The sequence below is a fragment of the Paractinoplanes abujensis genome, from assembly GCF_014204895.1.
Lineage (GTDB): Bacteria > Actinomycetota > Actinomycetes > Mycobacteriales > Micromonosporaceae > Actinoplanes > Actinoplanes abujensis.
On sequence record NZ_JACHMF010000001.1, the window covers coordinates 7,491,539 to 7,509,411 of the forward strand.

Here is a 17,873-nt window from a genome sequence, read left to right on the forward strand (position 1 = left end):
GCGACCTAAAGCTTCGTGGCGCCCGGCCCCGCGGTGACGGTCCACGCGGTCGGGGGTGTGAAACCCGCTTCCGCGTACGCCTGCTCGACCGCACCGGTCACGACGTCCGCCTTGTCCGCGTCGATCAGGGCCAGCACGCAGCCGCCGAAGCCACCCCCGGTCATCCGCGCGCCGTACGCCCCCACCTCCAGAGCGGTGTCGACGGCGAGGTCGACCTGGGCCACGGTGATCTCGAAGTCGTCGCGCATCGAGGCGTGCGAGGCGGTCAGCAGCGGCCCGATCTCGCGCACCTGCCCGGCCTTGAGCAGCTGCACCGTCTCGAGCACGCGGTCGTCCTCGGTGACGATGTGGCGCACGCGGCGGCGCATGACCTCGTCGTCCAGGCGGGCCAGGGCGTCGTCGAGCTCGGCGCCGGTGATGTCGCGCAGCGCGGGCACGCCCAGGATGCGCGCGGCCTCCTCGCACGACTTGCGGCGGGCGCCGTACTCCCCGTCGACGTGCTGGTGCGGGGCGTTGCTGTTGATCACCAGGATGGCCAGGCCCTCGGCGGCCAGGTCGAACGGGATGTGCTCGACCTCGTAGGACCGGCAGTCGAGGAACAGCGCGTGGCCCTCACGGCACCGGATCGACGCGGACTGGTCGAGGATGCCGGTGGGCGCGCCGACGTAGACGTTCTCGGCCCGCTGGGCGATCGCCGGTCGCTGCTCGAGCGGCACGTCGAGCCCGCCCAGGTCGACCAGCGCGGTCAGTACCGACGACTCGAGCGCGGCCGACGACGACAGACCCGAGCCCAGCGGCACGTCGGAGTCGACGGCGATGCGTGCGCCGGGCACGTCGTGACCCGCCTCCCGGAGGGCCCAGACGACCCCGGCGACGTACGCCGCCCAGCCGGTCACCTCGCCCGGCTCGGTGCGGCCGAAGCTGACCGCCTCGTCCTGCGACGTCGAACACACGGTCCACTCGCCGGCCGGGGCCGGGCCGACCGCGGCCACGGTGCGCTGCGGCAGCGCGAAGGGCAGCACGAAGCCGTCGTTGTAGTCGGTGTGCTCGCCGATCAGGTTGACCCGGCCGGGGGCGGCCCACAGCCCGCTGGGCTCGGCGCCGTACTCCTTGCGGAACGCGTCCTGGGCGTTCATGCGACGTGCGAGCGGTAGAAGGACCAGGCGTCGCCGATCATGGCCTGCAGTGTGTTCTTCTCGGGCACCCAGCCCAGCTCCTCGCGAGCCCGGGCCGACGACGCGACCAGCGTGGCCGGGTCGCCCTCACGGCGCGGCGCGATCTCGACCGGCAGGTCGACCCCGGTGACCTCGCGGGCCACCTCGACGACCTGCTTGTTGGAGAAGCCGTTGCCGTTGCCCAGGTTGTAGATGCGGTGCTCGCCTGCCGTGGCCGCGTCGAGCGCGAGCAGGTGGGCGCGGGCCAGGTCCTGCACGTGGATGTAGTCACGCACGCAGGTGCCGTCGACCGTGGGGTAGTCGTCGCCGAAGATCTGCAGCTTCTCGCGCTTGCCCGCGGCCACCTGCAGGGTGATCGGGATGAGGTGGGTCTCGGGGTCGTGCCGCTCGCCGATCTCGTGCCCGTCGGCGATGTAGGCTCCCGCGACGTTGAAGTAGCGCAGCGAGACGGCGGCCAGCTGATGTGCGAACGCCTCGGAGGTGAGCGCGTGGTCGAAGGTCAGCTTGGTCGCCCCGTACGTGTTGGTGGGGGCCTTGACCGCGGCCTCGGTGATCGGCAGCTCGACCGGGTTGCCGTAGACGGCGGCGGTGGAGGAGAAGATGAACCGCGGAACCCCGGCCGCGCGCACCGCGTCGAGCAGGGCGAGCGACTTCACCACGTTGTCGTGCCAGTACTTCTCGGGCTTGGCCATCGACTCGCCGGCCGCGATCAGCCCGGCGAAGTGCAGCACCGCGTCGAACCCGGAGCCAGGGGTGAGCACCTGGGCGGCGTCGGCGATGTCGGCCTCGACGAAGGTGGCTTCGGGCGCCACCGCGGCCCGGAAACCGGTGACCAGGTTGTCGAGGACGGTGACCTCGTGGCCGGCGTCCAGCAGCAGTCGGCTGGTGACGCTGCCGACGTAGCCGGCGCCCCCGGTGACGAGCAGTTTCACGGCGCGGTACCCCTTCGCAGAGTGGTCCTCCGGCAAGCGTAGGCAGTCGCCGGACTTCTTGAATGGTTCCACCACATCCGATCACAAGTCAACAGTTTCAAACATCGGGCCTCAGGGCTGAGGCGGTTCGCTCAGCGCCGCACCCGACTGTCACAATGGTCGGCATGTCCGATGTCGCCCGCCGCCCACGCGTGCTTTCCGGCATTCAGCCGACTGCCGACTCGTTCCACCTCGGCAACTATCTGGGCGCCGTGCGCAACTGGGTGGCGTTGCAGGACACCCACGACGCGTATTACTGCGTGGTCGACCTGCATGCGATCACCATGGGGCACGACCCGGAGGCCCTGCGCCAGCGCACGCGCATCTCGGCCGCCCAGCTGCTGGCCCTCGGCCTCGACCCCGAGCGCTGCACACTGTTCGTCCAGTCCCACGTGCCCGAGCACGCGCAGCTCGGCTGGGTGCTCAGCTGCATCACCGGCTTCGGCGAGGCCGGCCGGATGGTGCAGTTCAAGGACAAGTCGGCCAAGGCCGCCGACACGACGACGGTGGGCCTGTTCACCTACCCGATCCTGCAGGCCGCCGACATCCTGCTCTACCAGGCCGACCAGGTGCCGGTGGGCGAGGATCAGCGGCAGCACCTCGAGCTGACCCGCGACCTGGCGCAGCGGTTCAACACCCGCTTCGGCCGCACGTTCACGGTGCCCGCGCCGTTCATCCTGAAGGACACGGCCAAGATCACCGACCTGCAGGACCCGACGGCCAAGATGTCGAAGTCGGCCTCCTCGCCCAACGGCATCATCGAGCTGCTGGAGGACCCGGCCCGTTCGGCCAAGAAGATCAAGTCGGCGGTCACCGACACCGGCCGCGAGATCCTCTACGACGAGGAGAACAAGCCCGGCGTCAGCAACCTGCTCACGATCTACGCCGCGCTCACCATGCGGACCATAGACGAACTGCTCGAGCAGTACGAGGGTCGTGGCTACGGCGACCTCAAGAAGGACCTGGCCGAGATCGTGGCCGATTTCGTCAAGCCGGTGCAGGAGCGCACCCGGGCCTACCTGGAGGACCCGGGCCACCTCGACAAGGTGCTCGCGATCGGCGCCGAGAAGGCCCGTGCGGTCGCCTCGGTGACGTTGGCCGAGTCGTACCGGAACATCGGTTTCCTCAGTCCTGCTCGCGGGGCCTGACCGCCTTGACCGACCCCGCCACGACCCGCATAGGCGTCGCGATCGACATCCCCGAGCCCTGGGGCGAGCTGCTCACCCGGCGCCGCGCCGAGGCCGGCGACCCGCAGGCGGCCTACACCCCGGCCCACGTGACGCTGCTCGGCCCGACCGAGGTGCGCACCGAGGCCCTGCCCCGCATCGAGAAGCACCTCGAGACGGTGGCCGCGGCCCAGCTGCCGTTCACGATCCACCTGCGCGGCACGGGCACGTTCCGGCCGGTCACCGAGGTGGTCTTCGTGACGCTGGCAGTCGGCATCAGCGAGTGCGAGCTGCTGGCCGAGGCGATCGTCAGCACCGACGACGTGAACCGCGGCTCCCGCTTCCCCTACCACCCGCACGTGACGGTGGCCCAGGACGTGCCGTCCGAGGCACTGGACGCGGTCTTCGACGACCTGGCCGGCTTCTCGGCGAAGTTCCACGTGCCGGCGTTCACCCTGTTCTCGCACGGCGGCGAGGGCCCGTGGCGGCGCCGCCGGGATTACACCCTCGGTGGTCCGGGCGACTGAGCACGTGACGTCGGTTACGGTCGGCGCGTGAATCCGATCGATCGGGCGTACGACGCGGCCGAGGCCCGCATCATGTGGCTCCGGCACCGGTCCCGATACTTCGATCACCTCAGCCGGGCCGTCGTGCGCTACATCGACGTGCAGGGCGGACGACTGGCCGCGGCGATTGCGTACTACGGATTCTTCGCCGTGTTCGCGCTGCTGCTGATCGGCTATTCGATCTTCGGCATCCTGCTCAACAACAATCAGGACCTGTTCGACATCGTCCGCGACTTCCTCCGGGAAAATCTGCCCTTCCTCGACATCGGGGCGATCCTGGAGAGCGGCCGCACGGTCGGCATCGTGGGCATCGTCGGCCTGACCTTCACCGGCATCGCGTGGGTGGAGGCGATCCGCTCGTCGCAGCGGCTGATCTGGCGCCTCAACGAGCAGCCCGGCTACATCGGCGTCCGGCAGGTGCTCGACCTGATGGTGCTGCTGGGCGTCCTCACGTTGCTGGCACTCACCCAGCTCGCCGTGTACGGCCTCGAGCTGCTGCTCGACTGGATGGCCGACGGCTTCATCCAGACCGCTGTCGAATACGTGCTCCGGATCGCCGTCAACATGTTGCTGGCGGCGGCGCTGCTGGCCGCGGTGCCGAGGCTGCGGATGACAGTGCGCCGGATGGCCCCGCCGGTGCTGCAGGTCGGCATCGGGCTGATGCTGCTCAACACGGTCGGCAAATCCTTCGTCGACCTGGTGCAGCGCAATCCGGCTTACGGACTGGTCGGCTCGGCCGTCGGCGTGCTGGTCTACCTGTACGTCTTCAACCAGTTGCTGCTGTTCGGAGCGGCCTGGGCGGCGACCAGCCCGCACGGTCGGGTCGTGGACCTGTCAGCTGACGATAAAAGTGCTCCCGTGGGGCAAAACACCTGGATTCGGCACACCAGCCCGGAATGATGGCCCCGTGGGCACTCTCGTGACGTTGGACCTGCCCGCCGGTTCGCCGGTGGCCGACCTTCCCTGGGTCATCACGATCGGGTCGATCGGTGACGAGGAGGACTGGGAGCCGGTCGTCTGCGGCCCGTACGAGCGCGCCCACGCCCTCGCGCTGGCTCAGGCCGTCGTGGCCGACGAGGACCTGATGGCGGTGGTCGAGCCGCTGCTGCCACGCCCCGACGCCGAGTCCATCCGCGACGAGATCGAGCTGGCCCGCGCAGCCGTGGAGGCCCCCGTCGACGCCGACGCCGACGCCGAGACCGAGACGGCCGAGGAGTACGAGACCCGCCGGGTGCGCCCGGGCCGGCCGCCCACCGAGGCCGAGGTGCGCGCGGGCTGGTCGCGCATCGCCGCCCGGCTGACCACCGTCTAACGCACGTCGTAGAGGGCCCGCACCCCGCGCAGGAAGCTGTGCTTGTCGAGGTCGCCCAGCAGGAGCCGCTGCAGGCCGTAACCGGGGATCATCGCGTAGAACGCGCTTGTCACCTCGTCGACGTCGGCCCCCGGGGGCAGCTCGCCGCTTTCCGCGGCGTGCTCGACCAGCACCCGGAGCCGGCCCCGCAGCCCGCGGTAGCGGTCGTTCACGATGCGGCTGATCGCCGGGTCGATCGTCGACTCGGCCCACACCTGCAGCGCGATCGGCATCGCGCCCTCGGGCCGGGTCTGCTCGTCGATGACGTCGAGGATCAGGGCCAGCGAGTCGAACAACGGCAGCCGGCGGTCGGCGATCCGGTCGATCTGCTCGCTGATGCCGCCGACCACTCCCTCGGCGATGGCCGCGATGATCTCGTCCTTGGACTTGAAGTAGCGGTAGACCGCGCCCACCGAGAGGCCGGCCTCCTTGATCAGGTCCTGCATCGAGGTGTGGTGCAGGCCCTTGCGCAGGAAGCAGGCGCGGGCCGCGACGAGGATCTGCTCGCGGCGGGCAGTCAAGTGGTCTTCGGAGACGCGTGGCACGTCCCACATCATAAAACGAACGCTCGTTCTTGACGGCTGCCAGTGGCGAGGAACATGCTGAGCACATAAAAGAACGAGCATTCGTTTTAGGAGAGATCATGCGCCGCTCGCCCCTCACCCTCGGCGTGCTCATCGCGATCGTCGTGGTGGCCGTCCAAGCCCTGCTGGTCCCGCTCTTCGCCGCCCCGGCCGCCAACCTCGCGCCCCGCGACCTGCCCATCGCGGTAGCCGGCCCGCCCGCCGACGCGGGCCCGGCGGGCGGCGCGAGCCCGGCGGGCGGCGCTGCGGTCCCCGGCCCGGGCGCGATCGCCGCTCGCCTCGAGGCCGAGCACCCCGGGGCCTTCGCGGTCACGACCGTCGCCGATGCGGCCGCGGCCGACACTGCGATCAAGAACCGGGAGGTGTACGGGGCGATCCTCGTCACCGCGGCCGGGCCCGAGGTGCACGTCGCCTCGGCCGCCTCGCCCACCGTCTCGGCGCTGCTCACCCAGGCCGCGGCCGGGCTCGGCCCGCAGGTGCCGGTGCGCGACGTCGTGCCGCTCGACGCGGACGACCCCCGCGGCACCGGGTTCGCGGGCGGGTTCCTGCCGCTGGCCATCACCAGCCTGCTGGCCGGGATGCTGATCTTCCTGCTCGTCCGGACGCGGGTGGCCCGGTTCGCCGCGCTGCTCAGCTACGGGGTGTCGGCCGGGCTCGCGACCGCCGTCGTGCAGCAGGGCTGGCTCGGCATCCTGCCCGGCGACTATCTGCTCGTCGCGGCCGCGCTGGGGCTGTTCGCACTGGCCGTCTCGGCCGCCATGACCGGGCTGGCGGCGCTGCTCGGGCGGGGCGGGCTGGGACTCGGCGCGCTGATCATGTTCCTGGTCGGCAACGCGCTCGCGGGCATCGCGGCCGCACCCGAGTTGCTGCCGCAGCCGTGGGGCGAGGTCGGGCAGTGGCTGCCGATCGGCGCCGGAGCGCAGCTGGTGCGGTCGGCCGCCTACTTCGACGGCGCGGGCGCCTTCCAGGCCGTCGCGGTGCTCACCGCGTACGCGGGAACGGGCTTGATCTTGACTTTGATCGGGCGCAGCGGACTGGTCGCGAACAGTGCCCCGGAGCCCGTGGAGGCCCGCCAGGAACTCGTCACCGCGCGCTGACATAGTGGCCACATGGTCATCACGAAACGATGGGCGGTCTTCCTGACGGCGGTCGGGGTCTGGACGTGGGTCATCTGGCCCCGGTTCGGCCTGGCCATCTGGAAGGACGACCGCTCGTTGGCCGACGGGCGGCCGACCTCGTTCCTGCTCGTGCACGCGCTGCTGATCGTGGCCTCGCTGGCCGTCGGCACCACTGTCGGCGTGCTGGGCGTGAAAGCCTGGCGGAAATCCTGACCGCCACCGCAAAGTTTCTGGTCTGTTACCACAGGGACCGATGATTTGCCGCAGTACCGGATAGAAGCGACGACCTGAACGCCGCGCGATTGCGGCCAGATAACGGTGCGCCAACAGTCCGGTCCAAAGTGCCGCCGCCGTTCTGGCCTGCGGCTACGCTCCCGCGGTGAAGACTCACCGACAAGTGTCGGTGTGCGTTGGAAGGAGGGCGTCTTGCGCCCAGTACGTGGGAACCGGATCGTTGCGATTCTCGCGGCAGGTGGGCTGACGCTCGCCGCCGCGGCCTGTAGCGACGCTCCCGACGAGACCCCCGCCGGCAGCGGCTCGAGCGGCGCTGCCACCGCCGCCTACAAGGCCTGCATGGTCACCGACACCGGTGGCATCGACGACAAGTCCTTCAACGCGTCCGCCTGGGCCGGGCTGCAGGCGGCCAAGACCGAGGCCGCCGGCGTCGACCCGAAGTACGTCGCGTCGACCGCCGAGGCCGACTACGAGCCCAACCTGCGGGGCTTCGTGACCCAGAAGTGCAACTTCATCCTCTCGGTCGGCGGCCTCATGAGCGACTCCACCAAGGCGGTCGCGGCGCAGAACACGGCGCAGCAGTTCGGCATCGTCGACAGCGCGATCCAGGGCGCGTCGAACGTCTACCCGATGCAGTTCGCCACGCAGGAGGCCGCGTTCCTCGCCGGCTACCTGGCCGCGGGCTACTCCAAGTCGGGCAAGGTGGCCACCTTCGGCGGTCTCAAGATCCCGCCGGTGACCATCTTCATGGACGGTTTCGCCGACGGCGTCGCGCAGTACAACAAGGCCAAGGGCAAGAACGTCCAGGTGCTCGGCTGGGACAAGGCCGGCCAGAACGGCAGCTTCGCCGAGGACTTCGCCAGCCCGGCCAAGGGCAAGGCGCTGGCCAGCACGTTCGTCGCCCAGGGGGCCGACGTGATCATGCCGGTGGCCGGTGGCACGGGCCTGGGTGCGGCCGAGGTCGCCAAGGGCTCCAGCGGCAAGGTCTCGATCGTCTGGGTCGACCAGGACGGTTGCAAGAGCGCCGCGCAGGACTGTGACGTCTTCCTGACCACCGTGGTCAAGAACATCACCGACGCCGTGCAGCAGGCGGTCGTGGCCGGCGCCACCGGTCAGCCGCTCGCCGCCACCCCGGGTTACCTGGGCACGCTGAAGAACAACGGTGTCTCGCTGGCGCCGTACAACCAGTTCGACAGCAAGATCGACCAGGCCCTGAAGGACGAGGTCGAGAAGCTCAAGGCCGACATCATCGCCGGCACCATCAAGGTCGAGTCGGCCAGCGCTCCCGCCTGACATTCGGCATAGGTAACATCGGCCGCCGCGGGCTGCGAGGTTTTTTCGCAGCTCCGCGGCGGTTCCCCTTCAACTGGACAGCCGAAAGCTAGGAGATTCCGCTGAGACTCGAATTGCGCGGCATCACCAAGCGCTTCGGCGACCTGGTGGCCAACGACCACATCGACATCACCGTCGAGCCCGGTGAGGTGCACGCCCTGCTGGGCGAGAACGGCGCCGGCAAGTCGACGCTGATGAACCAGCTCTACGGCCTGCTCCAGCCGGACGAGGGCGAGATCCTGGTCGACGGCGAGAAAAAGGTGTTCCGCAGCCCTCGCGACGCCATCGCGGCCGGCATCGGCATGGTTCACCAGCACTTCATGCTGGTCCCCGTCTTCACCGTGGCCGAGAACATCGCGCTCGGCGCCGAGGAGACCCGTGGCGGCCCGCTCGGCTGGCTCGACCGCCGCCGCAACCGGCGCGACGTGCTCGAGACGTCGAAGCGCTACGGCCTGCCGGTCGACCCCGATGCCCTGGTGGAAAATCTGCCGGTCGGCGCGCAGCAGCGGGTCGAGATCGTCAAGGCGCTGACCCGCGAGGTCGACCTGCTCATCCTGGACGAGCCGACCGCCGTGCTCACCCCGCAGGAGACCGACGAGCTGCTCGCGGTCATGCGGTCGCTCGCCGAGACCGGCAAGTCGATCGTCTTCATCACCCACAAGCTGCGCGAGGTCAAAGCCATCGCCGACCGGATCACGGTGATCCGCCGCGGCCGTACGGTCGGGACCGCCACCCCCGACACCTCCGAGGACGAGCTGGCCGCGCTCATGGTCGGCCGCGACGTCAGCCTCGAGGTCACCAAGACCCCGGCCGAGCCCGGTCGCGAAGTGCTCAAGGTCTCCGGCCTGGTGGTCGACGACGACCGGGGCGTCCGCGCGGTCGACGGCGTCGACCTGACGGTGCGGTCGGGCGAGGTGCTCGGCATCGCCGGTGTGCAGGGCAACGGCCAGACCGAGCTGGTCGAGGCGATCATGGGCCTGCGCGAGGTCCGCGCGGGCGCGATCGAGCTCGAGGAGAAGAGCCTGGCCGGCCGCACCACCAAGCAGGTGCTGCGCGCGGGCGTCGGCTACGTGCCCGAGGACCGCAGCCTCGACGGCGTGGTCAAGGACTTCACCGTCGCCGAGAATCTGGTGCTCGACATGTACGACCGGGCCCCGTTCGGCAACGGGTTCAAGCTCAACCCCAAGGCTATCGACGAGTCGGCGCAGAAGCGGGTGGACCAGTTCGACATCCGCACGTCGTCACCGCAGTCCACGGTCGGCACCCTCTCCGGCGGCAACCAGCAGAAGGTTGTGGTCGCCCGCGAGATGTCCCGCCCGCTCAAGCTGCTGATCGCCGCGCAGCCGACCCGCGGGGTGGACGTCGGCTCGATCGAGTTCATCCACAACCAGATCGTTCACGAGCGGGACGTCGGCACCGCCGTGCTGGTCGTGTCGAGCGAGCTGGACGAGGTGGTCGGGCTGGCCGACCGCATCGCGGTGATGTATCGCGGCAAGATCCTGGCCGTGGTCGCGCCGGACATGCCCCGTGAGGAGATCGGTCTGCTCATGGCCGGCGTCGTGACGCAAGCAGAGGACACGGAGTGACAACCGAAGCCCCGGAAAAGAAGGCGGAGCCGAAGAAGGAAGAAGAGTCGTTCTTCGGCGTCTTCCTGCACAACCTCTGGTCGGCCAACACCGTCGTCGTGACCCTCCTGTCGATCCTGCTGGCGCTGATCATCGGCGCGGTGCTGATCGTCGTCTCGGACTCCGACGTGCTCGCGACGTTCTCCTACTTCACCGCCCGGCCCAGCGACGCGCTCACCGCGAGCTGGGACCTGATCAGTCACGCGTACGCCGACCTGTTCAAGGGCGCGATCTTCGACCCGGCCGCCGTACAGGCCTGGTTCAGCGGCAGCGGCGACTGGAAGACGGCGCTCAACCCGCTCTCCGAGACCCTCACCTACGCGGCCCCGCTGGTCTTCACCGGCCTGGCGGTCGCGCTCGCCTTCCGCGGCGGTCTGTTCAACATCGGCGCCCAGGGCCAGGCGGTCATCGGCTGCGTCACCGCCGGGGTAGCCGGCTTCGCCATCGGGCTGCCGCCCGTCATCCACCTGATCGTCGCGCTGGCCGCCGGTGTGATCGGTGGCGCGCTCTGGGGCTTCGTGCCCGGCCTGCTCAAGGCCCGCACCGGCGCCCACGAGGTGATCACCACGATCATGCTCAACTACACGGCGACGCTCTTCCTGGGCTGGCTGATCCTGCAGAACGGCGTGCAGGACCCGGACCGCACCGACGCGGTCAGCAAGACCATCGACTCCACCGCCGGGCTGCCCGCTCTGCCCGCCCCGCTGCGCGTGCACCTCGGCATCGTGCTCGCCGTGCTGGCCACGGCCGGGGTGGCCTGGCTGATCAACCGCTCGTCGTTCGGCTTCGAGCTGCGCGCCGTGGGCGTCAACCCGCCCGCCGCCAAGACCGCGGGCATGAGCGTGGCCCGCACGTACATCACGTTGATGGTCGTGGCCGGTGGCCTGGCCGGGCTCGGCGGCGCCGTGCAGGTGCTCGGCACCGCCGACCGGCTGACCGGTCAGGTGGCGGGCAACATCGGCTTCGACGGCCTGCTGGTGGCCCTGCTCGGCCGCAACAAGCCGTGGGGCGTGCTGTTCGCCGCGATGCTCTACGGCGGCCTGCGCGCGGGCGGCAACTTGATGCAGGTCGACGTGGGTGTCTCGCTCGAACTCGTCACCGTCCTGCAGGCCCTCATCGTCATCTTCATCGCGGCGCCCGCCCTGGTGAAGTCGATCTTCCAGCTCCGCGATGCCCGCACCGCGCGGCTCGGCGCGTCCATGGCGAAGGGTTGGTGAGCGGCGTGTCCACCGCAACCGTGGAGGACCTGGCCGAGGCGACCGCGCCCACCAGGTTCTGGAACCGGCAGCGCCGCCTGGGCGCCGCCCTGGTCGTCATCGGCCTGATCGCCGCCGTGGTCTTCGGGTCGCTGGCCGAGTCGGCGACCGCCCGCTTCACCATCAGTGAGGACGCCGAGGGCGCCGCGCTGTCGATCAACGGCCAGCTCGGCGCCATCCTGTTCGGCATCGTCACGATCGCGGCCGGCGGCGCGCTGCTGGCCGGCGTGGCCACGCGCTGGCAGACCACGCTGCTCGTACTGGGCATCGTGACCTTCGTCTTCTCGTTCCTGTGCTGGCAGGTGGCCGGCAAGTTCCTGCCGCTGGTCGACACGGCCAGCGGCTCGCTGGAACTCGCGCTCCCGCTCATCCTGGGCGCCCTGGCCGGCGTGCTGTGCGAGCGCTCGGGCGTGGTCAACGTGGCCATCGAGGGCCAGTTCCTGATGGGCGCGTTCGGCGCCGCCCTGGTCGGCACGCTGGCCACCAGCGTGTGGGCCGGCCTGATCAGCGCGGTCGTCGGCGGCGTCATCATCGCCTCGCTGCTGGCCGTGCTGGCCATCCGCTTCCTGGTCGACCAGGTCGTCGTCGGCATCGTGCTCAACCTGCTGGCCCTGGGCATCACCGGCTTCCTGTACGAGCGGCTCATGCAGCCCGACGCGCTGAAATACAACTCGCCGCCGCGGCTGCCCGAGTGGCGCATCCCCGGTCTGGCCGACATCCCCGTGATCGGACCCGTGCTGTTCGAGACCAACCTGCTGGTCTGGCTGGCGCTGGCCCTGGTCGTCGTGATCCACCTCGGCCTCACCCGGACCCGCTGGGGCCTGCGCACGCGGGCCGTCGGCGAGCACCCCACCGCGGCCGACACGGTCGGCGTCCGGGTGCGCGGCCTGCGCTACATGAACGTGCTGCTGGGCGGGGTCGTGGCCGGGGCCGGCGGGGCGTACTTCACGCTCGTCTCGACCGGCGCGTTCAACAAGAACATGACCGCCGGTGCCGGCTTCATCGCGCTGGCCGCCCTGATCTTCGGCCGGTGGACCCCGTTCGGCGCGCTGGGTGCGGCCCTGTTCTTCGGCTTCGCCCAGAAGCTGGCGAACTACCTGAGCGCGGTCGGCAGCCCGGTGCCCAACCAGTTCCTCAACATGCTGCCGTACATCGCCACCATCATCGCCGTGGCCGGTCTGGTCGGCCGGGTCCGGGCGCCCGCCGCCGACGGCGTGCCCTACGTGAAAAGCTGAGTTCCATGGAGATCGACTGGGCTGGTCTGCGCGCCGCGGCGACCGAGGCCATGCGGCACGCGTACGCGCCATATTCCGACTTCCCGGTCGGGGCGGCGGCACTGGTGGACGACGGCCGTGTGGTCGTCGGCTGCAACGTGGAGAACGCCTCGTACGGCGTGGGTCTGTGCGCCGAGTGCGGGCTGGTCAGCCAGCTGCACATGACCGGTGGCGGCCGGCTGGTGGCGTTCTCGTGCGTCGACGCCACCGGCAACCCGCTGATGCCGTGCGGCCGCTGCCGCCAGCTGCTGTGGGAGAACGGCGGGCCCGAGCTGCTCGTCGAGTGGCACACCGGGCCGCTGCGGATGGCCGAACTGCTGCCGCACGCGTTCGGCTTCGAGGACCTGGAACGGGTCAACAACCTCAAAACCGGCCCCGAGGTCCCCGCCGAGCTGGCCAAATGGCGCGGCCGGGGCACCGTTTTCGTGCACCCCGACCTGTCCGGCGGCGAGACTGTCTGGACGTGCTACTGGGAGCGGTCCGGGGGCAACACCGACGCCGAGAAGGGCGTGCTCGAGGAGGGTCCGAACTTCGCCTCTGCGGCCCAAGCGGTGGCGTGGGGGCGCGTGCGCACGCCACGGATCGTGGTCGTGGACGCCGACGGTGCGCTCGCGTGGGCCGGCGAAGGGCCGGCTCCCGAGGGCATCCCGGCGACGTGGGAGGACAAAGATGAGTGAGTTCGCCGCGGTCGACGTGATCCGGGCCAAGCGCGACGGCGCCGCGCTGAGCGACGCCCAGATCGACTGGGTCGTCGACGCGTACACCAGGGGCGAGGTGGCCGACGAGCAAATGTCCGCTCTGGCCATGGCGATCCTGCTGCGCGGCATGACGCCGGCCGAGATCGCCCGCTGGACCGCCGCCATGATCGCGAGCGGGGAGCGGCTCGACCTCTCCGCGGTCACCCGCCCGACCGCCGACAAGCACAGCACCGGCGGCGTCGGCGACAAGATCACGCTGCCGCTGACCCCGCTGGTCGCCGCGTGCGGGGCCGCCGTGCCCCAGCTCTCCGGCCGCGGTCTCGGTCACACCGGGGGCACCCTCGACAAGCTGGAGTCGATCCCGGGCTGGCGCGCGTCGATCAGCAACGACGAGTTCAAGCGTCAGCTGCAGGACATCGGCGCGGTCATCTGCGCGGCCGGCGACGGCCTGGCCCCGGCCGACCGCAAGCTCTACGCCCTGCGCGACGTCACCGGCACGGTCGAGGCGATCCCGCTGATCGCCAGCTCGATCATGAGCAAGAAGATCGCCGAGGGCACCGGTGCGCTGGTGCTCGACGTCAAGGTCGGCTCCGGCGCGTTCATGAAGGACCTGGAGACCGCCCGCGAACTGGCCCGCACGATGGTGCGGCTGGGCCAGGACAGCGGCGTCAACACGATCGCGCTGCTGACCGACATGAGCACTCCGCTCGGCCTCGCCGTCGGCAACGCGCTCGAAGTCACCGAGTCGGTCGAGGTGCTGGCCGGCGGCGGACCGTCCGATGTGGTGGAGCTCACTGTCGCCCTGGCCCGCGAGATGCTCACCGCGGCCGGGATCGACGCCGACCCGGCCAAGGTGCTCGAATCCGGCGCCGCGATGGACACCTGGCGCGCGATGATCAGCGCCCAGGGCGGCGACCCCGACGCTCCGCTTCCCGTGGCGCGCGAGAACGAAGTGCTGCGGGCCGCGACCGACGGCATCGTGAGCTCGGTCGACGCGTACGGGATCGGGGTTGCGGCCTGGCGTCTGGGAGCCGGCCGGGCCCGCAAGGAAGACCCGGTCAGCTTTGGCGCGGGGGTGCTGCTCAAGGTCAAACCGGGTGACGAGGTGCGCGCCGGCGACGTGCTGCTGGAGCTGCGCGCGGACGATCCGCTCCGGATCCCCGCGGCCCGCGCGACGGCGGCCGAAGCGGTCGTCATCGGTGCGGAGCGACCTACTTCTACAAATTTGGTGCTCGACCGCATAGCCTGACGCACCATGCAGAAGGCCGCACCCGACCCGCGCGCCGTTCGCGAGGCCAGCCTCGACGAGCTGGCCCGCCTCGGGTTGCCCCTGCCACCGCCCGGCTTCCCGCTGATCTGGGAGCCGGGCGACAAGGTGGAGCTGCGCCCGACCCCCGACATCGAAGCCCGGGCCGCGGTGCTGCACGTCGTCGTGGCTCGCTGCTTCGGCATGCCGACCGAGGCCGCGATGAGCTGGCTGCTCGGCTCACGCCTGGTCGACCTGGTCACCCCGCCGGAATGGCAGTTCGTGATCGGGGCCAAAGGCGACCACCGCTCGTTCGTGCTGCACCACGACGCCGTGTTCGCGCTGGCCTGGCTGCTGGGACTGAGCCGGCACCTGGACCCGACCGCCCCACCGGAGGAGCGGCTGATGTCGCAGATGCCCGATCTGCCGGCGGGGGAGACGTACGGGAACTGGCGGTCCCGGTCGCTCATGTCGCCGCGGGATCCGATCGAGGCGGCCGTGCTGCTCGATCTCTACTACTGCCTCGACTGGGCCTTTCAGGAGGCTGAGCAGGCGGGGCTGCAACTGCCGGGTGAGGTCGACGGGAACGCGATCGGGCAGCGGAGGTGGGCGTTGGAGTGGGCGGTGGTCTTCGACGGCCCGTACCACGACAAGCCGGCGGACTGGGAAGAAGTGGACTTGTCCGTATAACCAAGATCAAGATCTGGATGTCCCGGCGGGGTGGTGGGTGACGGACCGTCGCTCCCGCGGGGGCCGCGACACGATGAGCTGGCCGCTGACGCGTCCAGAACGCTCATCGCGCCGCGGCGACGTGCGTGAGTGGTTGCGCCCAAAAATCCAAAGACCAAAACCCAGTCCTAGCTCGAACCGCACAGAAGCCGAGCTCGGCCGCCCGTAGGCTCAGCCCAGCGGCTCACAGGCCGAGCCCAGCCGATCGAGCCCAGCCGCTCATGGGCCGAGCCCCGCGGCCATAGGCCGAGCCCAGCCGCTCATAGGTCGGGCCGCTCAGGGGTCGAGCCGCCCACAGGCCGAGCCCAGCCGCCCCGGAAGCAGATCCCAGCCGCCCGTAGGCCGAGCCCAGCCGGCCCCTGGAAGCAGAGCCCGGCCGCCCCGGGAAGCCGGACCCGGACCCGCCTGTAAGCCGGGCCCGCCCGGAGGCCGGACCTGCCCGGAAGCCGGACCTGCCCGGAAGCCGGACCTGCCCGGAATCCGGGCTCTTCTACCGGCGGCGAATCTCAGCCGGACAAAAGCCTCACAGCGGGCGATACGTCGTCAGCTGGACGGAGGCGGTGACCTGACCGGGCGTGGCCGGGACGTCGGGCACGTGGTGGGCGCTCGGGGTCATGCCGATCAACGTGCGGGTCTCGTCCCCGGTCAATTCCAGGTCGCGCCTCAGAACCAGCGACGCGATCGGCTCGAAGCGCGGGCTCAATGCATCATGCACCCGCACCTCTTTATCCGGGTCGACCTGGATCAGACCATAGGCGGCGATCAACTCGTGCAGATGATCCGGAGCAGGAGTCACGACCAGCAGGACGCCGTCCGGGCGGAGCACCCGGTGGAACTCGGCGCCGTTGCGAGGGGCGAAGACATTGAGGATGACGTCGGCCACCCCGTCGGCCAGGGGCAGGGGGCGCCACAAATCGGTCAGCACCGCCGCGGCGCGGCCGTGGGATCGAGCCGCTCGGCGCAGTGCCGGCTTGGAGACGTCGAGACCCAGACCGGTCGCGGCCGGCGCCGAGTCGAGCGCCCGGGCCAGGTAGCGGCCGGTGCCTACGCCCGCGTCGACGATCAGGCCCGCGACGCCTGCCACGGCTGCGGCCAGTGCGTCGGCGATGAAGTCGTAGTGGCCCGCGCTCAGGAACTCGGCGCGGTCGGCGACCATCTCCGCGGTGTCGCCCACGTGCGGCATGCGGCCCGCGGTGAGGTCGGCGTACCCCTGTTTGGCCATGTCGAAGCTGTGCCCGGCGGGGCAGCGGAGCGACCGTTCCACGCGTTCGAGGCCCTGCCGGCAAAGCGGGCATCGCAGGTACGGCAATGCTCCGTCGATCATTGGTCCCCTGCCTCTAGGCTCGTCTGATGGCCGCCATCGCATTCTCCGACATCGTCCCGGCGCCGAAGGCGCTGCTGCACGACCATCTCGACGGTGGCCTGCGCCCCGCCACGATCATCGAGCTGGCCGAGCGGGTGGGCCACGAGTTGCCCGCCACCGACCCGGCCGCGCTGGGCGAGTGGTTCGTCGCCGCGGCCGACTCCGGCTCGCTGGAACGCTACCTGGAGACGTTCGCGCACACCGTCGCGGTGATGCAGACCGTGGAGGGCCTGCATCGGGTGGCCAAGGAGTGCGCGCTCGACCTGGCCGCCGACGGCGTCGTCTACGCCGAGGTCCGGTACGCGCCGGAGCAGCACCTCGAGCGCGGCCTGTCGCTCGACGAGGTGGTCGAGGCGGTCAACGCGGGCTTCGCCGAGGGCGCTGCCGAGGCCGCCGCGCAGGGCACCCCGATCCGGGTCGGCGTGTTGCTGACCGCGATGCGGCACGCGGCCCGCTCGCAGGAGATCGCCGAGCTGTCCGTGCGGTTCCGGGACGCGGGTGTGGTCGGTTTCGACATCGCCGGGGCCGAGGCCGGTTTCCCGCCCACCCGGCACCTCGACGCCTTCGAGTACCTCCAGCGTGAGAATTTCCACTTCACCATCCACGCAGGTGAGGCCTTCGGTCTGCCGTCGATCTGGCAGGCCATCCAGTGGTGCGGCGCCGACCGGCTGGGTCACGGCGTGCGGCTGGTCGACGACATCACCGGCACCGCGGCCGGCGGCGACGTGGTGCTGGGCCGCCTCGCGGCGTACGTGCGGGACAAGCGCATCCCGCTCGAGCTGTGCCCGTCGTCGAATGTGCAGACGGGCGCGGCTTCCTCGATCGCCGAGCATCCGATCGGTCTGCTGCACGATCTGCGCTTCCGGGTCACCGTCAACACCGACAACCGGCTGATGAGCGGCACGTCGATGTCCCGCGAGATGGCGCTGCTGTCGGAGGCGTTCGGGTGGGGCTGGAGCGACCTGCAGTGGCTGACGATCAACGCCATGAAGTCGGCTTTCATCCCGTACGACGAACGGCTGGCCATCATCAATGACCTGATCAAGCCGGGGTACGCGAAGCTGATGGGCTAGCGGCACAAGACTGTTACATCTCGCACTCCGGCCAGCGACATTGCCGGTTCGGCGACACTGATCATCCGTTCGGCCAGAATGGTCCCTACAAACACTGCGAAATCCGGCATCT

The 17,873-nt window shown here is 70.3% G+C and carries 18 protein-coding genes; 14 read left to right on the top strand and 4 right to left on the bottom strand.

The genetic code is table 11. The features are described 5' to 3' along the window. Positions 1-5: 5 nt before the first annotated feature. The gene (gene galK, locus BKA14_RS34395; protein WP_184954930.1) at positions 6-1,136 is read right to left on the bottom strand and encodes a galactokinase; all 1,131 of its coding nucleotides are present in this window, start codon (positions 1,134-1,136) and stop codon (positions 6-8) included. After that, positions 1,133-2,107, bottom strand: coding sequence for a UDP-glucose 4-epimerase GalE (gene galE, locus BKA14_RS34400; protein WP_184954931.1), 975 nt, complete (start codon positions 2,105-2,107; stop codon positions 1,133-1,135). The genes galK and galE overlap by 4 nt, the downstream gene beginning before the upstream one ends. 164 nt (positions 2,108-2,271) lie before the next feature. Here galE and trpS point away from each other — a divergent pair, with 164 nt between their 5' ends. From trpS to BKA14_RS34420, 4 genes are read left to right on the top strand one after another with little or no spacing between them, the layout of a single operon-like run. Then, a complete protein-coding gene (gene trpS / locus BKA14_RS34405) occupies positions 2,272-3,294 on the top strand; it encodes a tryptophan--tRNA ligase (RefSeq protein ID WP_184954932.1) in 1,023 nt (340 codons plus the stop codon). A 5-nt stretch (positions 3,295-3,299) separates the two neighbouring features. Continuing rightward, positions 3,300-3,839, top strand: coding sequence for a 2'-5' RNA ligase family protein (locus tag BKA14_RS34410; RefSeq protein WP_184954933.1), 540 nt, complete (start codon positions 3,300-3,302; stop codon positions 3,837-3,839). Between the two features lie 27 nt (positions 3,840-3,866). Next, positions 3,867-4,778: a YihY/virulence factor BrkB family protein gene (locus BKA14_RS34415; protein ID WP_184954934.1), complete on the top strand. Its 912-nt coding sequence runs from the start codon at positions 3,867-3,869 to the stop codon at positions 4,776-4,778. A gap of 7 nt (positions 4,779-4,785) precedes the next feature. Further along, positions 4,786-5,190, top strand: coding sequence for a hypothetical protein (locus tag BKA14_RS34420; protein ID WP_184954935.1), 405 nt, complete (start codon positions 4,786-4,788; stop codon positions 5,188-5,190). Here BKA14_RS34420 and BKA14_RS34425 read toward each other — a convergent pair. Beyond that, the gene (locus tag BKA14_RS34425; protein WP_184954936.1) at positions 5,187-5,774 is read right to left on the bottom strand and encodes a TetR/AcrR family transcriptional regulator; all 588 of its coding nucleotides are present in this window, start codon (positions 5,772-5,774) and stop codon (positions 5,187-5,189) included. The two genes, BKA14_RS34420 and BKA14_RS34425, sit on opposite strands and share 4 nt — an antisense overlap. Before the next feature lie 98 nt (positions 5,775-5,872). On the opposite strand from BKA14_RS34425, the gene BKA14_RS34430 reads away from it, so the two are divergent. The 9 genes from BKA14_RS34430 to BKA14_RS34470 all read left to right on the top strand — a co-directional run bounded on the left by BKA14_RS34430 (position 5,873) and on the right by BKA14_RS34470 (position 15,286). Continuing rightward, positions 5,873-6,910: a hypothetical protein gene (locus BKA14_RS34430; protein ID WP_184954937.1), complete on the top strand. Its 1,038-nt coding sequence runs from the start codon at positions 5,873-5,875 to the stop codon at positions 6,908-6,910. Between the two features lie 12 nt (positions 6,911-6,922). Further along, positions 6,923-7,144 (top strand): SCO4848 family membrane protein, encoded by a 222-nt coding sequence (locus BKA14_RS34435; RefSeq protein WP_184954938.1) that lies wholly within the window; start codon positions 6,923-6,925, stop codon positions 7,142-7,144. 213 nt (positions 7,145-7,357) lie between these two features. Beyond that, a complete protein-coding gene (locus BKA14_RS34440; protein ID WP_184954939.1) occupies positions 7,358-8,458 on the top strand; it encodes a BMP family lipoprotein in 1,101 nt (366 codons plus the stop codon). Between the two features lie 113 nt (positions 8,459-8,571). Then, the gene (locus tag BKA14_RS34445; RefSeq protein WP_260416622.1) at positions 8,572-10,083 is read left to right on the top strand and encodes an ABC transporter ATP-binding protein; all 1,512 of its coding nucleotides are present in this window, start codon (positions 8,572-8,574) and stop codon (positions 10,081-10,083) included. Further along, positions 10,080-11,339 carry an ABC transporter permease gene (locus BKA14_RS34450; RefSeq protein WP_184954940.1) on the top strand — a complete coding sequence of 420 codons (1,260 nt, stop codon included), beginning with the start codon at positions 10,080-10,082 and terminating at the stop codon, positions 11,337-11,339. Before BKA14_RS34445 ends, BKA14_RS34450 begins: the two co-directional genes overlap by 4 nt. Positions 11,340-11,344: 5 nt before the next feature. Continuing rightward, complete coding sequence (locus BKA14_RS34455; RefSeq protein ID WP_184954941.1) at positions 11,345-12,613, top strand: ABC transporter permease; 1,269 nt, start codon at positions 11,345-11,347, stop codon at positions 12,611-12,613. Positions 12,614-12,618: 5 nt separating this feature from the next. Further along, the gene (locus tag BKA14_RS34460; protein ID WP_184954942.1) at positions 12,619-13,329 is read left to right on the top strand and encodes a cytidine deaminase; all 711 of its coding nucleotides are present in this window, start codon (positions 12,619-12,621) and stop codon (positions 13,327-13,329) included. Beyond that, a complete protein-coding gene (locus BKA14_RS34465; protein ID WP_184954943.1) occupies positions 13,322-14,599 on the top strand; it encodes a thymidine phosphorylase in 1,278 nt (425 codons plus the stop codon). Before BKA14_RS34460 ends, BKA14_RS34465 begins: the two co-directional genes overlap by 8 nt. Before the next feature lie 6 nt (positions 14,600-14,605). Further along, positions 14,606-15,286 (top strand): DUF4272 domain-containing protein, encoded by a 681-nt coding sequence (locus BKA14_RS34470; protein WP_184954944.1) that lies wholly within the window; start codon positions 14,606-14,608, stop codon positions 15,284-15,286. A 562-nt stretch (positions 15,287-15,848) separates the two neighbouring features. On the opposite strand, the gene BKA14_RS34475 is transcribed toward BKA14_RS34470, so the two are convergent. Further along, positions 15,849-16,649 carry a putative RNA methyltransferase gene (locus tag BKA14_RS34475; RefSeq protein WP_184954945.1) on the bottom strand — a complete coding sequence of 267 codons (801 nt, stop codon included), beginning with the start codon at positions 16,647-16,649 and terminating at the stop codon, positions 15,849-15,851. A gap of 26 nt (positions 16,650-16,675) precedes the next feature. Here BKA14_RS34475 and BKA14_RS34480 point away from each other — a divergent pair, with 26 nt between their 5' ends. Continuing rightward, positions 16,676-17,761: an adenosine deaminase gene (locus BKA14_RS34480; RefSeq protein WP_184954946.1), complete on the top strand. Its 1,086-nt coding sequence runs from the start codon at positions 16,676-16,678 to the stop codon at positions 17,759-17,761. Positions 17,762-17,873 lie beyond the last annotated feature (112 nt).

Bases quoted from the DNA above. Each gene is read 5' to 3' on its own strand.
- galK (WP_184954930.1), bottom strand. From the start codon at position 1,136: ATGAACGCCCAGGACGCGTTCCGCAAGGAGTACGGCGCCGAGCCCAGC.
- trpS (WP_184954932.1), top strand. From the start codon at position 2,272: ATGTCCGATGTCGCCCGCCGCCCACGCGTGCTTTCCGGCATTCAGCCG.
- BKA14_RS34430 (WP_184954937.1), top strand. From the start codon at position 5,873: ATGCGCCGCTCGCCCCTCACCCTCGGCGTGCTCATCGCGATCGTCGTG.
- BKA14_RS34435 (WP_184954938.1), top strand. From the start codon at position 6,923: ATGGTCATCACGAAACGATGGGCGGTCTTCCTGACGGCGGTCGGGGTC.
- BKA14_RS34460 (WP_184954942.1), top strand. From the start codon at position 12,619: ATGGAGATCGACTGGGCTGGTCTGCGCGCCGCGGCGACCGAGGCCATG.
- BKA14_RS34465 (WP_184954943.1), top strand. From the start codon at position 13,322: ATGAGTGAGTTCGCCGCGGTCGACGTGATCCGGGCCAAGCGCGACGGC.
- BKA14_RS34470 (WP_184954944.1), top strand. From the start codon at position 14,606: ATGCAGAAGGCCGCACCCGACCCGCGCGCCGTTCGCGAGGCCAGCCTC.
- BKA14_RS34475 (WP_184954945.1), bottom strand. From the start codon at position 16,649: ATGATCGACGGAGCATTGCCGTACCTGCGATGCCCGCTTTGCCGGCAG.
- BKA14_RS34480 (WP_184954946.1), top strand. From the start codon at position 16,676: ATGGCCGCCATCGCATTCTCCGACATCGTCCCGGCGCCGAAGGCGCTG.